Source organism: Gammaproteobacteria bacterium (genome assembly GCA_013817245.1).
Classification (GTDB): domain Bacteria; phylum Pseudomonadota; class Gammaproteobacteria; order HTCC5015; family HTCC5015; genus JACDDA01.
In genome coordinates this window covers 154,496-168,919 of sequence record JACDDA010000001.1, presented here as the reverse complement: position 1 = coordinate 168,919, position 14,424 = coordinate 154,496, and the positions used below count along the sequence as shown (strand labels likewise).

Here is a 14,424-nt window from a genome sequence, read left to right as displayed (position 1 = left end):
TGATCGCGAAGGAGATCAATAGTGGTAAACGTATTCGATGGCATCTAACACGCGATGCTCATTCGGAATGTAATGGTGTTCTAAGGTATTTGGAAACGGTGTATCAAAACCTGTTACGCGTTTGACCGGCGCTTCCATATATTCAATTGCATGCTCAGCAATTAAGGCGCTGATTTCGCCGCCATAACCACAAAAACGTGGCGCTTCATGTAAGACCACCACACGGCCGGTTTTACGCGCCGCTTCTAATACACCTTCTTCATCTAATGGTAACAAGGTGCGTAAATCAATTATTTCTACATCAATACCTTGCGCAGCGGCGAGTTCAGCGGCTTTGCTCGCAATGGGCACCATCGCACCATAACAAAAAACAGTGACGTCTTTGCCATCACGCACAGTCCGTAAAGTGGATAAATCTACCGTGTAATAACCTTCAGGTACTTCGCCTTTAACGGCGCGATATAACGCTTTTGGTTCGAGGAAAATAACGGGATCTGGATCCGCGATGGCGGCGAGTAATAAACCTTTCGCGTCATACGGAGTGGAAGGGATCACTACTTTTAAACCGGGTGTATGACAGAAATAAGCTTCTGCTGATTGGCTGTGATACAAGCCACCGCGAATACCGCCACCGTAAGGCGTGCGAATGACTAAAGGCGCGGAATATTGATTGCCGGAACGATAACGTAACTTCGCAGCTTCACTGACTATCTGATCGAAAGCGGGATAAATAAAATCTTGAAATTGAATTTCAACAATCGGCTTTAAACCATTCGTGGCCATGCCAATGGCGCTGCCGACTAAACCGTCTTCGGTTAATGGTGTGTCAATAACTCGATCTTCACCAAACTCTTCTTGTAAACCTTGGGTCGCGAGAAATACGCCGCCTTTGCGACCTACGTCTTCACCCATAATCAGCACTGATTCATCATGCAACAGCGCCGTGCGCATGCCATCAGTGAGTGCTTGAATTAAAGTCATTGTTGCCATAATGCAATGTCCGAAGCTGTTTTATCGAATCTATAAAAGTGTTTAAAAACACCTTAATAAACGTCTAAAAGCGCGCGCTAGCGCCATTTTCTATTTTCTGAAAGCGGGCGAGTCTAGCATAATTTTTCTGTATGGGTGCAGGCCGAAGCCATAGACCACAATGCTAACGTTAGGCGCGAATTCAAGGAAAATCATAGCGTAATCAGTATAAAAAAACCGCCGGGTTAAGCGTAACCCCGGCGGTTTAGCGTCGATAGAATGACTCAGTGCTTAGAAGTTATAGCGAACACCTGTACCGAAGGTGCGTGGTGCACCAGGTGAACCTAATGCAATACCAATATCGCCACTAAATTGCAGTGCGTCATAGTATTTTTCATCAGCGACGTTATTGACGTAGACCCACAATTGCCAAGCTTCTAAATCTACGGTTCCACGTAAATTCCAAACGCCATAACCATCACTTTTACCCGCTTCGGAGTTTTGGATGTCATTGTATTGTTCGCCGTGATAAAGGTAATCGGCGCGCACACTGGTTGGATTACTCGCTACATTGAACTCGTAACTTCCACCTAAGCTGCTAGTAAGTTCAGGAACATAAGGCAGTTCGCCGCCTACTTTTGCATTGGTGGAGCTATCAGCTTCTTCTATTTCAGTGGTGATATAACCGAGCGACCATTGTAAAGCCCAGCCACTAGCAATATCCCACCAGAGTTCAGATTCTACGCCTTGAATGCTTGATTTACCGACGTTATCAAGAACGGGCGGAGAAGCGGGTACTGGAAAAGCGAAGAGCTGCTGATTCTCGTAAGAGTAATCAAATAAAGCCCAATTCCAGCGAATAACATCGCTAAATTGGAATTTACCACCAAACTCAATGGCGTTAACCTCTTCTGGTTCTACTGTGGGTGAGTTACCGATAGCGGCACTAGCTGCAACGGCTACCCCAGTATTGGCGTTAAATGTGCCGCTCTTGAAACCTTCTGAATAAGATATGTAAAGTAATTTGTCTTCTGTCATTTGCCAGTCAACGCTCACTTTAGGTGTGGTAGATGACCAATCACCGCTAAAGTTTTGTGATGGTGCATAAGCGGCTTTAACAAAATCTGGAGCTGCTGGGCTTGTATATATAAAGTGAGGTGTAGTTCCATCTAGATTACCAATGGTTTTTTTCATCTCTTTTTCTTCCTGACTGCTACGAAAACCCAAAGTAGCTGTCCAGTCACCTAAATGCACGGAGCCTTGCGCAAAGATAGCGGTGCTAGCAATGTCGATATCGTAATAGTCTCTGTGATTACCGACAACACCAGGTAATGGTGGTGGAAGATCCATGCCGAATGATGAGATCGCAATATTATCAGTGGCATTTTCTTTATACCAGTATGCACCAGTTAACCAATCAAATATGCCGTCAAAAGCATTACCTAAAAACTGTACTTCTTGACTGGTTTGATCTTGTTCAACTTTTTGTTCGAAAATAGTGTTGAAGGTAATGGGTAATCCATCGTTGTCACCGGAGTAACTTTGTTCCAGTGTACGATAACCCGTAATAGATTTAACGGTGAAAGCATCTAGATCCCACGTTGCGGTGATGTTAAGGCCCGCAATATCTTGATCATCATGACCTACATAAGAAGATGAATTTTTTTGATAATCATCGTTTAGATAATCATCATAGTTATAGCCCAGCGCAGCATATTGGCCTTTTACAAGCTGACCTGTCATCGCGTCAGTAGGGGTACCTGTCCACGCGAGTTTTTGACCATGCGGTGCTTGACGTTGTTTGGTGAAATCAATAGCCGTATCTAAGGCAAAGTTATCACTGGCTTCCCAACGTAATGCGACTCGGCCGATGGTGACACCTTCGTCGTATTGTTCAGTTTCAGAACCTGCCACGTAATCTGTGCCAGCAGCAAGACTTGCGCCGGGTACCACAGCGTCTGATTCAATATAACCATCATGTTGGCGATGAGTTAACGATACTGAACTGAAGACTGTGTCTGAGAAAGGAATATTGACGCCAGCAGATAGGTTCATAGTGTTGTAATTACCCACTTCAGCAGAAGCAAAACCTGTGAATTCATTATTAGGTTTTTTGGTAATTAAGCTGACTGCGCCAGCGACTGTATTGCGACCGAATAAAGTACCTTGTGGACCGCGTAGTACTTCTACACGTTCTAATGACAAAGTGTTGAATACAGCACCTACCGAGCGGCCAATGTAAACACCATCGACATAAATTGCGACAGCAGGATCATTATAGATAAAGGGTTCAGCTTGACCTACGCCACGAATAAAGATGTTGGCGCGACTATCACCTGTGTTGCCGTTGCTGGTTTGAAAATTCACGTTGGGTAATGCGTCGCCCAAGCTGCTGATATCCGTTATAGAGCGGGCTTCTAATTGTGATGCCGTTAAAGCAGATATTGCGATAGGTGTTGCTTGTAAATTGGTTTCTTTTTTAGTGGCAGTAACAATAACTTCTTCTAGCAATTTATTGGATTGTTCTTGTGCTGCGACTTGTGCAAACGGCGTTGCGACCAGCATGGTCGCTATAGCCGCTGCTACGCCAGAGCTGCGCAGAGCTGTTAAGTTTGGTAAATGTTTCATTAGGTAGAGCCCCCGTCTTAGTTTGTAACTTGTGTTTGATGATCTGCCGTTGTCGCCGATTATCGCGCACGTCCCATAAAGCTACTTAGAGCCACGCTCATTTAACAAGCGTTCAGGGAGGGTACTCTATAAGTGGTTACAAATTCAACACCAGTAAACGCTATAAATAAAGGCAAAATCTTACGGGGAATTATGAGACGTAAAAATAGACGAGTAATAGGCTGTGCGAATGTTCAGTTTCGTTTTTTGGTTGAGACATGAGGTATAAAAACGCGACTTACCGTCGCGTTTTCAGGATGAGCGGATGGTCTATTTATTTAGCGTGGGATCATTTGCAAGTTGCACGAGTTTTTTGCCTGGTTTGAAGCCGCTGAATAAACTCGCAAAAGCATCAGGTACTTTGTCGATTCCTACAACAATGTCTTCAACATAACTAATTTGTCCATTTTTTACCCATTGCGCCAAGGCTTGCATCGCTTCAACGCCGCGATCTAAATAGTCAGTGGCGAGAAAACCTTGCATGCGTGCGCGTTTATGAATGACGGGTAAAATTTTGCCGTAGTTAACCGGTTCGCCGCCTTCTGGATTGTAGGCGGAGATGTAACCGACTAACGCGATACGTGCGTGTACATTTAAATGCGCCATCGCTAAGTCATGAGTTTTGCCGCCGACGCTGTCGAAAAATACGTCGACGCCGCTGTTGAGGGCTTGCGCTAAATCTTCAGCAAAATTGGCTTGTTGCCAATCCACTGCGGCATCTATTTTTAACTCATCTCGTAAATAAGCCGTTTCAATGGCGCCGCCCGCGATACCAACTACGCGACAGCCTTTAAGTTTGGCAATTTGACAAGCCACCGATCCCACTGAACCTGCGGCCGCGGCGATTAAAACGGTTTCGCCTGCTTTGGGTTGACCTAAGTCTAATAAGGCGAAATACGCAGCGATGCCAGAAGGACCTAAGACACCCAAACACGTTGAAATAGGTGCTAGCGTAGGATCAACTTTGCGCATGCTGGTGCCAGCGACGGTGGCGTATTGTTGCCAACCCACTTCGCCTGCGACGTAATCACCGATTTGGAAATTAACATCGCGGCTAGCGGTTACGCGCGCTACGCCACGAGAAATCATTAAGCTATTTAATGGCAAGGGTGGCATTGCACCCTTCGGATTAAGGCGCAGCCTGGGAAATGGATCCATTGATAAATAAATGACTTCGACGCTAATTTCACCTTCTTTAGGTTCGCTTAACGGCGTTTCCACAAAAGCGAAATGTTCTTTAGCCGGCAAACCGTCAGGATAACGATGAACTAGAATTTGCTGATTAAGTTTATTCACAATAAACCTCGATATATTTCAAAATAGAAAAGAGATTTCGCACAGTGGTGGATTTTCCATCACCGTGCGAATCAAAAAAGTTTACTAACGTTTGGATTTTTTAGGCGCAGGCGTTTGAATCATGTCGACAACAATATGCGCACTTTCGGTGATTAAGCTATTACTAACGTCATCGGCGCGTGTATCGGTTTTTTTATTTTCAGTTTGATCAGTTTCGTATTCTGCAAATGTTTTAAACGGCTTTAAATTTTTCGCGATGCGCCGATTGTTTTCCATATCTAACTGACGCTGTTCTAATTTTTGCTGTTCTTTACGGCGAGTGGTTTCGCTCAGTGACATTTGCGTGGTTTTCTGAATTTCGTCTAATAAAACAATCCGGTCATTCAAGAATTTGAAATCAGGATTATTCAGAACACGCTGCGTATGTTTCTTTTGTAAAGCAGGTACTACTGTGTGTAAGCGACTGATGGGTTGATAGTTCGCAGGTTTAATTTGATCCCACGGCAACGCATTGGGTAAAGCAGCTTCGCCGATTTCACTGTTATGCATCATGTCGGGAAAGCTAATGTCTGGCACTACACCGCGTGATTGAGTGCTGTCTCCGGAAATGCGATAAAACTTGGCTTGAGTGAGTTTAATTTGTCCCGGCGCTAAATCTTCTAATGATTGTACTGTGCCTTTACCAAAAGTCTGTCCGCCTACTACTAAACCGCGGCGATAATCTTGAATAGCGCCGGCTAAAATTTCAGAAGCCGATGCGCTTAAGCGGTTCACAACGACAACGAGAGGGCCTGCGTATAACACGCGTTTGTCGTCATCACCCATGGCTTCGACACGTTCATTTTGATAACGAATTTGCACCACGGGGCCGGATGGAATAAACAAACCCATCATCGCACTGACTTCAGGTAAAGAACCGCCGCCGTTATCGCGCAGATCCATCACGATGCCATCTACGTTTTCATCTTGTAATTCACTTAAAATACGCGACACATCGCGCAACGAGCTAGCATAATTGGGGTCGTTAGCACGCAAGGCGTTCCAGTCGAGATAAAATGTTTTTAATTCAATAACGCCAATGCGATAGTTTTTGTTGCCACGTTTAATTTCAATAATTTTCTTTTGAGCATATTGATCTTCCAAGCGAATTTCATCGCGCACGATAGAAACAATCCGCACTTTGCTGGTATCAACCGTATTAGCGGGTTGAATTTGCAAACGCACCGTCGTGCCTTTTTTGCCGCGAATGAGTTCGACGACTTCATCTAAACGCCAACCCACCACGTCGATGATTTCGCCTTTGTCATTTTGACCTACACCAATGACACGATCAGCAGGATTAAGTTGATTAGTTTTTTCCGCCGGACTGCCAGGAATGACGCGCACAATTTTTGTGTAGTCTTCTTCACCTTGTAATTCCGCGCCTATGCCTTCGAGTTTATTGCTCATATGAATTTCAAAATTTGCTACATCTTTAGGCGACATATAGTCAGTATGTGGATCATAAAGATGGGTGTAGACACCAATAAAAGATTGAAACACATCATCGTTCTTAATTTGATTTAAACGATTAAGTTGATTGCGATAACGTTTTTGTAAATCAGTTGTGATTTTAGGCCAGTCATTGTTCGCGAGACGTAAATTTAAAACCTCGGCTTTTAATTGGCGGCGCCATAAATCATAAGCGTCTGCAGTGTTTGCTGGCCAAGGAGCATCTTCACGTTTTAATTCGAGCGCTTCCTCTTTTTTATAATCAAATTGTTGAATGCGTTGCGGCAAGCTTTCTAAAAAGAAATTGAGTTGCTGCGTACGGCGTTCTTTTAAACGATTAAACATGATAAACGCAGAAGTGAGTTGCCCGGATTTTAAGTCGTCATCCAGCGTGTTTCGATATTTTTCAAACTCAGCGATATCTGCTTGCAAAAAATAACTGCGACCCGGATCCAGTTGTTTTAAATATTGATCCAGTAACTTAGATGACATAGCGTCATCAATGCTGAGCTTTTGATAATGAAAGGCTTGTAAATAACGCGCAATTTGGCGGGTGGTAGGCGCATAAGTCTCTTCGGCAACCAGCGTAAAGGGGCTGACATTGGGGGCGGTATAAGCTAAACCACCCAGTAAAGAAACAAGCAGTGTTAGTGCAATAATAATGCGCGTACGTGTTAACGATGCCAAAGCCATTTTTGTGCTCATGCGAGTAGGTCTATATAAGGACGCTCATCATAACGGATCGGCTCCCCAATTCGCTAATGGATTCGCTCATGGATTCGCTAGGGGGTTGTACCCAAAGGCAGGAAAGTTTTTAGCGCGCCGCTTGTTGATTGTTTTGTTGCTGATAACGCTGATAGTAATTAAAAACCCGAGTAACGTAGGTCTGGGTTTCGCGATAGGGTGGAATGCCGCCGTATTTATCAACTGCCATTGCGCCTGCGTTATAGGCGGCAACCGCGAGACGCGCGTTTTGTTTAAAGCGCACTAATAACTCACTAAAGTGTTGTACGCCCGCACGGATATTTTGTTCGGGATCAAAGCGATCTATTACTTGATATTGTCTAGCGGTGGCGGGCATGAGTTGCATCAGTCCACGCGCGTCGGTGCGTGAAATGGCGCGGCTATCAAAGCAGGACTCCGCGCTGATAATGGCTTTAATCATTAAACTGTCGACTTGCTGATCGCTCGCGAATTGTTCTACGAGTGCCATGTGTTTGCTGGCTCGTTGTTCCATGATGTCCGCATTGACACCTTTGCAGGAACTAAGCGCGGTAACCCGGCCATACCTATCTATATAGGTATAGTCAGCATGATTTAAGGGTCGATCTGTTAACCAGCGAGTACCGTCTTTTTCTTGGTATATATAAGTATCACCCGCGTGCGCGGCGGGTATAGCGAATGCCAATGCCAATGCCCATACAAGGGATGCCGCGAAAAATAAAGAAGTTAAAAAATGCATATGAGCGATTCATCCTGTCCAGTGCTCAGTATAGTCGGCAGCATTAGGCCGATGCTTTAGTTTGACCTTGGTTTTGGCCAAGTCTTCGACGGAAGGCGTGCCTAAGTAGATAAAACCAACCACGGTTTCGGTGGGCGTTAAACCTAATGCCTGCAAAGTATGAGCATGGGTGGCCAGTGGCCCGGTTACCCAAATGCCGTGATAATTTAACGCATTGGCGGCGAGCAAAATGTTATAGGCGCTTAAACCCGCTGATAATAATTGTTCATGCTGGGGAATTTTTGGATCATCACGTAGCCGTGCGATCACCGCAATAATGAGCGGCGAGCGGATAGGTTTGCTGCGAATGTCTTCTAGCTTGTGAGCCGCCATGTCGGGTTCTAGCTGTTGCGCAGCACTCACGAAAATGTCGCCTAGTTGTGCGCGTGCATCACCATCAATAATTAAAAATCGCCAAGGCCGTAGTTCGCCGTGATCCGGTACCGAAACAGCCGCTTGCAGAATCTGTTGTAACTCATGGCCGCGGGGCGCGGGCTCATGGAGTAATTTCGCGGGTACCGAGACGCGATTCAATAATTGTTCTAGCATGGGCAACTCGTGTCAGTGATGGTAATTTGCAAGGCTTACCTTAGAATATGAACGTTAGTATAACCTGCTCGCTTGTGTAGCTGTCAGTCAGGTTAATAAGGGGTTAACTTTATGCGTGGAGATGTTGATCCCATGACAGAACATGATTTATCCGTCAGTCGGCTTAAGTACCGATTGGAAACATATATGGATCAAGCGCGCAGCAATGAAACTAAGCTGCGCTCGTTTCAAGATCTAGAATTAAAATTATTAAAGTCCCCTAGCATAGCGGAGCTATGCCGTGTGTTATTGCAAGACTACAAACAGACCTTTGAATTACAAACAGTGTCGTTGTTGTTAATTGACGGCGCTGATTCCACCGCGCAAATTTTTCGTGACACTCTCGAAAGCTTAATTAATGGACGCGGTGAGTTTGAGCGTTTAGTGCGCCAGAATTTTCGTATTATTAATGATTATGCGTTGATTCAATCATTAGAGACGTACGCCAAAATTCCGCGCTTAGCGAAATTTGATGTAGCCGATCATGGTCGCTTTTTTTCTAAAGCAGTCGCACGTAAAGAATTGGCATTAGGTAGCGTGGCAATTTTGCCGTTACAAGCGCATGGTTTATTGTCAGGATTTTTAAGTTTTGGTAGTCAAGACGAACAACGTTTTACGCCCGATATCAGCACTGATTTTTTGTGTCGCGCCGCAGAAGTAGTGGGCATTGCGATTGAAAATGTTGCCAACACGGAATACTTGCAGCAACTAACGTTACGAGATCCACTGACTTCAGCAAATAATCGGCGTTATTTTTTCAAACGTATGGAAGAAGAATTAAATCGTGGCCAGCGTCAAGGTCATGGCGTTGCGTGTTTATATATTGATATCGATTTTTTCAAGAGCATTAACGATCACTATGGCCACGCGGCCGGTGATAGGGTGTTAGTGCATTTAACGAAAGTAGTGCAGAGCGCGGTGCGCAGTTGCGATATTTTTGCGCGTTTAGGCGGTGAAGAATTTGCGGTGATTTTGCCGGAAATAACGCCTGAAGGTATGCGCGATATTGCAGAGCGAGTGCGCAGTTTAGTGCAAAAAAATCCCTGCGAATTAACTATCGACAGCAAAGTGCCTATCACCGTTTCAATTGGTATGGCGCATTTAGCGTTGGCGCAAATTGTCGGCGAGCCGCAAGAGTTAGGTGACAAATTAGTTAATTGCGCCGACGCAGCGTTATACGCATCTAAAGAAAATGGCCGTAACCGTGTTACCGACTACATTGAACTACCATCCGCATAACATTATTGTTACTTCGATTTTGATTGAAAAAAACTAAGCAGCTACTTATGACGCATCCTGTGCATTACGTTATTCAGCCGATTGATCCGGCAGCGCATTTATTTGAAATTCGGTTAACGATTGTGCAAGCGCAATTGCAACAAGTTGTATCGTTGCCCGCGTGGATACCCGGTAGTTACATGCTGCGAGAATTTGCTAAACATATTGTGACGCTGCAAGTGCATAGCGATGGTCATGCGCTGTCTGTACAGAAGCAAGATAAAAATACATGGCGCATTGATAATATTGCTGGCGCAACGTTGACGATTATTTATCAAGTATATGCGTGGGATTTGTCCGTGCGCGCCGCGCACTTAGATGACACGCATGGTTTTTTTAATGGCACCAGCGTGTTTTTACGTGTGCATGGCAAAGAACAGCAAAGTTGTAGCTTGGAAATATTGCCGCCTATTGGTTTGCACTATGCGCAGTGGCAAGTAGCAACGAGTTTGTCGCGCAAATCCTTAAACGTTGCCGATGCTGGGTTTGGTTTATACGACGCAGTTAATTACGATGAATTAGTTGATCATCCTGTTGAAATGGGTTTATTACGACGTTGGTCATTTACAGTGGCCGGCATCCCGCATGAATTGGTCATTAATGGCCGCATTGAATTTGATGCGCAACGCGTCTGCGATGATTTGCAGCGCATCTGCGAACAACAAATACAATTTTGGGGCGCTGCGCCCGCAGATTTATCGCGTTATTTATTTTTAGTGACCGTGTTAACAGAGGGTTATGGTGGTTTAGAACATCGTGCGTCATGCGCTTTGTTATGCGGCCGTAAACATTTGCCCTTAGTAGGCGAGCTCGCGGTTTCGGAAAACTATCGCGAATTCTTGGGTTTGTGTAGTCATGAATATTTTCATACCTGGAATGTTAAGCGCCTCAAACCTGCCGCGTTCATGCCGTATGATTTCCAACAAGAAAACTACACGCGCTTATTGTGGGCGTTCGAAGGTTTTACGTCTTACTACGATGATTTGATGCTATTGCGCGCAGGCTTAATTAACGACGAAAGTTATTTAGAATTATTGGCGCGCAATATTACACGCTTGTGGCGTGCGCCCGGTCGACAAGTGCAAAGCGTTACTGATTCGAGTTTTGATGCATGGACAAAATTTTATAAACAAGATGAAAATTCGCCGAACGCCATTGTTAGTTATTACAACAAAGGCGCCTTAGTCGCGTTGGCGATAGATTTAAGCTTGCGTCAACAAAATAAAAAATCCCTCGATGAAGTAATGCGGTGTTTGTGGCAGCGTTATGGTACGCAAATGATAGGCGTGCCAGAAAACGGCATAGATGAAATTATTTTAGAAATAGGCGGCGCTGCCTTGAGTAATGCGTTAAATGCATGGTTGTACAGCACCGATGAAATAGATTTTTCTACTTTGTTATCCAGCGTGGGCATCGCCATGCAACGTCGCGCAGCACAAACTTTGCAAGACCAAGGCGCGTATGGTGAAGCAAATGCCAGTATGAACATGTTGCCGGATGTCGGCATGCGTATTCAGGCGAGTGAAGGTGCTTGGAAAATTACGCACGTGTTTAATGGTCGTGCCGCACATGTCGCAGGTTTGTCGGCCGGTGATGTGATCATTGCTTGGGATGCGTGGCGCGTAGATGCGCGCGGCGTTGAGCCTATTTTGCAACGTAGTGCGCCGGGTAAAATAGTAGACGTACATTATTTTCGGCGCGATGAACTGCGTCAAACCCAGTTAACGATTGCGGCGCCGATATTGGATACGTGTAATTTATTTATCGCCGATGTTGCTGATACGTCTTTAGCGCAACACCGACATGTTTGGTTGCACGGTCAATAATAGATGCAGTCCGCGCTACGCCAACAGTTATTGCAACACCTTGCGGATGGTGCTTGTTATTCTGGTTCTTGGTTAGGCGAGCAATTGGGTATGAGTCGTGCGGCGGTGTGGAAACATATTCAACATTTGCAAGCCGAGGGTGTGCCGATTCAAGCGATCGTCGGACGCGGTTATCAATTAGCGCAACGTTATGAAGCGTTAGATGCCGAACAAATTCATGCGGCGCGACAATTTAATGTTCCATTAGAATTAATTATTTTAGATAAAGTTGATTCAACCAATGCCGAGTTGTTGCGTCGTCGTAGCCTGTTGCAGATCAGTGATTGGCAAAAACATTACGTCTGTTTAGCAGAACAACAAAGCGCAGGTCGTGGTCGGCGCGGGCGTGTGTGGCACACATCGTGGGGCGCAAGTTTAGCTTTATCGTATATGGCACGCTTAGCATTAGCGCCGATGAATTTAGCGGGTTTAAGTTTAGTTATCGGCATGGCGGTGGTTGATGTATTGCGTGTGCAAGGCGTGTCTGGCGCAGGACTAAAATGGCCAAATGATATATTGGTCGATGGCGCTAAATTGGGCGGCATTTTGATTGATCTTAGTGCGGAAGCAAATGGTCCTAGTGATGTGGTTATTGGTGTGGGTTTAAATATTACCGCTAGCGCGAATGCTGAAATGCAAAATATTGAACAAGCGTGGACAGATTTATATAGCATCACGCAAAAAAACTACTCGCGAAATCAATTAAGCGCTGCATTGCTGGATAGTTTTGCGCAAAACTTACATCGCTTTGAGCAATATGGTTTTGTCGATTTTATATCGGCGTGGCCTGACTATGATGTGTTGCAACATAAAACGATTCAGATTTCACAAGGCGAACGTAGCTTCAGTGGTCTTGCGCAAGGCGTGGATGAACAAGGCGCTTTATGTGTTGCTACGTTTGATGGCATAAAAAAAGTCACGGCCGGTGAAGTCAGCGTGCGAGTTAATTCATGAGCAAAAATATAACTAACACAGCACGTTTGATTATTGATATTGGTAACAGCCGCTTGAAGTGGGCATGTTGGCAAGCAGGTGACGCATTAAACACGCCGATGATTACGGCCATGCACGCGGAATTAAATACCACTTTATTTTCGCATTGGTGGAATACATTAAACCCACAAAGCGTAACGATTGTCAGCGTTGCGAATATTTCCTTAGTACAACAACTTGCGCAATGGTGGCAGCAACGCGGCGTTAGCGTTTGTTGTGTTAAAAGTAGCGCGCAGGCTTGCGGTGTGCGTAATGCTTACGCAGAACCCACGCGCTTAGGCGTGGATCGATGGGCAGCATTAATTGCCGCGCATCACATTATTAAATCACATGTTTTGATTGTGGATGCCGGTACTGCTTTGACCTTAGACGTGTTGCGCAATGATGGCGAACATCTCGGCGGTTATATCGTGCCGGGTATTCACATGATGCGCGCTGCGTTAGCGCAAGGCACTGCTGCATTACCCGATGCGCAAGGAACGGGTTTAACATTAGGGAAAAATACGAACGCTGCGATTGCACATGGCACTCTCAATAGCGCCATTGCCTTGATTGAACGGACGTGGCAACAAACCGAACAACAGTTAGCAAGTACCTTAAGCTGTGTATTAACCGGCGGTGACGCACAATTGTTGCGCACAGGTTTAACGCGAGACTGTGTCATAATGCCGGCATTAACCTTGTTGGGCGCTGCGCAACTTACAGAAGCGAATTTATGCGAAGCTTATTCTTAGTTTTATTATTAGCGAATTTAGTAGTGCTGTTGTGGTGGGTACAAAAACCAGAACCGCATTCGGCGGAAACAATATTGCCTAGCGTTGCACCCGAGCGAGAATTGCAGTTGTTATCCGAACGTATTAACGATACTGCAACAGTCACACCAACGCCTGAGATCGCGCCGATTACCGAAGTAACGCAGGGCGCTGATTTATTAGAAGCACCCATGAGCAGCATGAATAATGATGCAGCGATTAACGCAGCAGAAACAGCAACGGATAAAGCAGCGCTGAAGCCAGGCGAGAAACTGGCGGAAAATTCCGTTAATTCTGTTGCCGACAAACTCAATGCAAAACCTATTGAAAAACCCAGCGAAAAACCAACAACCAAAACCACAGTAGCACGCGCGTGTTACACCATTGGTCCATTTCGTGATGCGCAATTTGCGAAAGACGCCATCCGTCAACTACGTGAAAAAGGTTTAAAAGTGGATGAGCGCGTGAAAGTCGAACGCGAACAATCGGGTTATCGTGTGTATTTACCCTCATTTGGTTCACGTGATAAAGCCACCGAAGCCGCTGCCCAATTAGCCACGCATGACATTCGTGACTATTTTGTGATTACCGACGAAGCCGATAAAGAAAACGGAATTTCCCTCGGTTTATTCAGACAAAAAGACGGCGCTATTAAACGCATGGCATCAGTACGACGTTATGGCTTTAAACCGATTATGGAAACGCGTTATCGCGAACAAGAAATTCATTGGCTGGACTACAGCGAAACCACCGCGCCCTTGAGTGAAAATGGCTGGCGCGAAATCGCCGAAGGCATTCCCGATTTGCAACGCCTCTCACGTGATTGCCCGATCAATTAAAAAACCATTAATTCATCGTTACGCGCTGGCGGCCAATTAAAGCATCCATTACAATTCGCGCCGTAGTGGGCTGGGGCTTCGGTAAAACAGCTGATTTGTGTAGCATGTCTACACAAGGCGTTTTGAAAGTGTAAGTTGTTGTTAGGCTGGTGTAGTTCTTTGGTAGAGCAGCTGATTTGTGTAGC

At 45.3% G+C, this 14,424-nt stretch carries 11 protein-coding genes; 5 read left to right on the top strand and 6 right to left on the bottom strand.

All coding sequences use genetic code 11. The features are described 5' to 3' along the window. Positions 1-15: 15 nt before the first annotated feature. The 6 genes from H0W44_00925 to H0W44_00900 form a co-directional block, all read right to left on the bottom strand. On the bottom strand, positions 16-990 hold the full coding sequence (locus H0W44_00925; GenBank protein ID MBA3580992.1) for an alpha-ketoacid dehydrogenase subunit beta: 975 nt from the start codon (positions 988-990) through the stop codon (positions 16-18). Between the two features lie 270 nt (positions 991-1,260). After that, the gene (locus tag H0W44_00920) at positions 1,261-3,597 is read right to left on the bottom strand and encodes a TonB-dependent receptor (protein MBA3580991.1); all 2,337 of its coding nucleotides are present in this window, start codon (positions 3,595-3,597) and stop codon (positions 1,261-1,263) included. Between the two features lie 309 nt (positions 3,598-3,906). Then, the gene (locus H0W44_00915) at positions 3,907-4,932 is read right to left on the bottom strand and encodes an NADP-dependent oxidoreductase (protein MBA3580990.1); all 1,026 of its coding nucleotides are present in this window, start codon (positions 4,930-4,932) and stop codon (positions 3,907-3,909) included. 84 nt (positions 4,933-5,016) lie between these two features. Further along, positions 5,017-7,116, bottom strand: a complete 2,100-nt coding sequence (locus H0W44_00910; protein MBA3580989.1) for a carboxy terminal-processing peptidase — start codon at positions 7,114-7,116, stop codon at positions 5,017-5,019. 121 nt (positions 7,117-7,237) lie between these two features. Beyond that, positions 7,238-7,885 carry a lytic transglycosylase domain-containing protein gene (locus H0W44_00905; protein MBA3580988.1) on the bottom strand — a complete coding sequence of 216 codons (648 nt, stop codon included), beginning with the start codon at positions 7,883-7,885 and terminating at the stop codon, positions 7,238-7,240. Positions 7,886-7,894: 9 nt separating this feature from the next. After that, complete coding sequence (locus H0W44_00900) at positions 7,895-8,473, bottom strand: nitroreductase (protein MBA3580987.1); 579 nt, start codon at positions 8,471-8,473, stop codon at positions 7,895-7,897. Positions 8,474-8,584: 111 nt separating this feature from the next. Between H0W44_00900 and H0W44_00895 the strand changes: the two genes are divergently transcribed. From H0W44_00895 to H0W44_00875, 5 genes are read left to right on the top strand one after another with little or no spacing between them, the layout of a single operon-like run. Next, positions 8,585-9,751 (top strand): sensor domain-containing diguanylate cyclase, encoded by a 1,167-nt coding sequence (locus tag H0W44_00895; protein MBA3580986.1) that lies wholly within the window; start codon positions 8,585-8,587, stop codon positions 9,749-9,751. Between the two features lie 47 nt (positions 9,752-9,798). Continuing rightward, complete coding sequence (locus H0W44_00890) at positions 9,799-11,616, top strand: M61 family metallopeptidase (protein ID MBA3580985.1); 1,818 nt, start codon at positions 9,799-9,801, stop codon at positions 11,614-11,616. Positions 11,617-11,619: 3 nt separating this feature from the next. Further along, positions 11,620-12,609 carry a bifunctional biotin--[acetyl-CoA-carboxylase] ligase/biotin operon repressor BirA gene (gene birA, locus H0W44_00885; protein ID MBA3580984.1) on the top strand — a complete coding sequence of 330 codons (990 nt, stop codon included), beginning with the start codon at positions 11,620-11,622 and terminating at the stop codon, positions 12,607-12,609. Next, positions 12,606-13,382, top strand: a complete 777-nt coding sequence (locus H0W44_00880; protein MBA3580983.1) for a type III pantothenate kinase — start codon at positions 12,606-12,608, stop codon at positions 13,380-13,382. The genes birA and H0W44_00880 overlap by 4 nt, the downstream gene beginning before the upstream one ends. After that, positions 13,364-14,239, top strand: coding sequence for an SPOR domain-containing protein (locus tag H0W44_00875; GenBank protein MBA3580982.1), 876 nt, complete (start codon positions 13,364-13,366; stop codon positions 14,237-14,239). The genes H0W44_00880 and H0W44_00875 overlap by 19 nt, the downstream gene beginning before the upstream one ends. Positions 14,240-14,424: the final 185 nt, after the last annotated feature.

Excerpts from the sequence above, each read along its gene's own strand:
- H0W44_00925 (MBA3580992.1), bottom strand. The coding sequence starts at position 990 with ATGGCAACAATGACTTTAATTCAAGCACTCACTGATGGCATGCGCACG.
- H0W44_00920 (MBA3580991.1), bottom strand. The coding sequence starts at position 3,597 with ATGAAACATTTACCAAACTTAACAGCTCTGCGCAGCTCTGGCGTAGCA.
- H0W44_00910 (MBA3580989.1), bottom strand. The coding sequence starts at position 7,116 with ATGGCTTTGGCATCGTTAACACGTACGCGCATTATTATTGCACTAACA.
- H0W44_00905 (MBA3580988.1), bottom strand. The coding sequence starts at position 7,885 with ATGCATTTTTTAACTTCTTTATTTTTCGCGGCATCCCTTGTATGGGCA.
- H0W44_00900 (MBA3580987.1), bottom strand. The coding sequence starts at position 8,473 with ATGCTAGAACAATTATTGAATCGCGTCTCGGTACCCGCGAAATTACTC.
- H0W44_00895 (MBA3580986.1), top strand. The coding sequence starts at position 8,585 with ATGCGTGGAGATGTTGATCCCATGACAGAACATGATTTATCCGTCAGT.
- H0W44_00890 (MBA3580985.1), top strand. The coding sequence starts at position 9,799 with ATGACGCATCCTGTGCATTACGTTATTCAGCCGATTGATCCGGCAGCG.
- birA (MBA3580984.1), top strand. The coding sequence starts at position 11,620 with ATGCAGTCCGCGCTACGCCAACAGTTATTGCAACACCTTGCGGATGGT.
- H0W44_00880 (MBA3580983.1), top strand. The coding sequence starts at position 12,606 with ATGAGCAAAAATATAACTAACACAGCACGTTTGATTATTGATATTGGT.
- H0W44_00875 (MBA3580982.1), top strand. The coding sequence starts at position 13,364 with ATGCGAAGCTTATTCTTAGTTTTATTATTAGCGAATTTAGTAGTGCTG.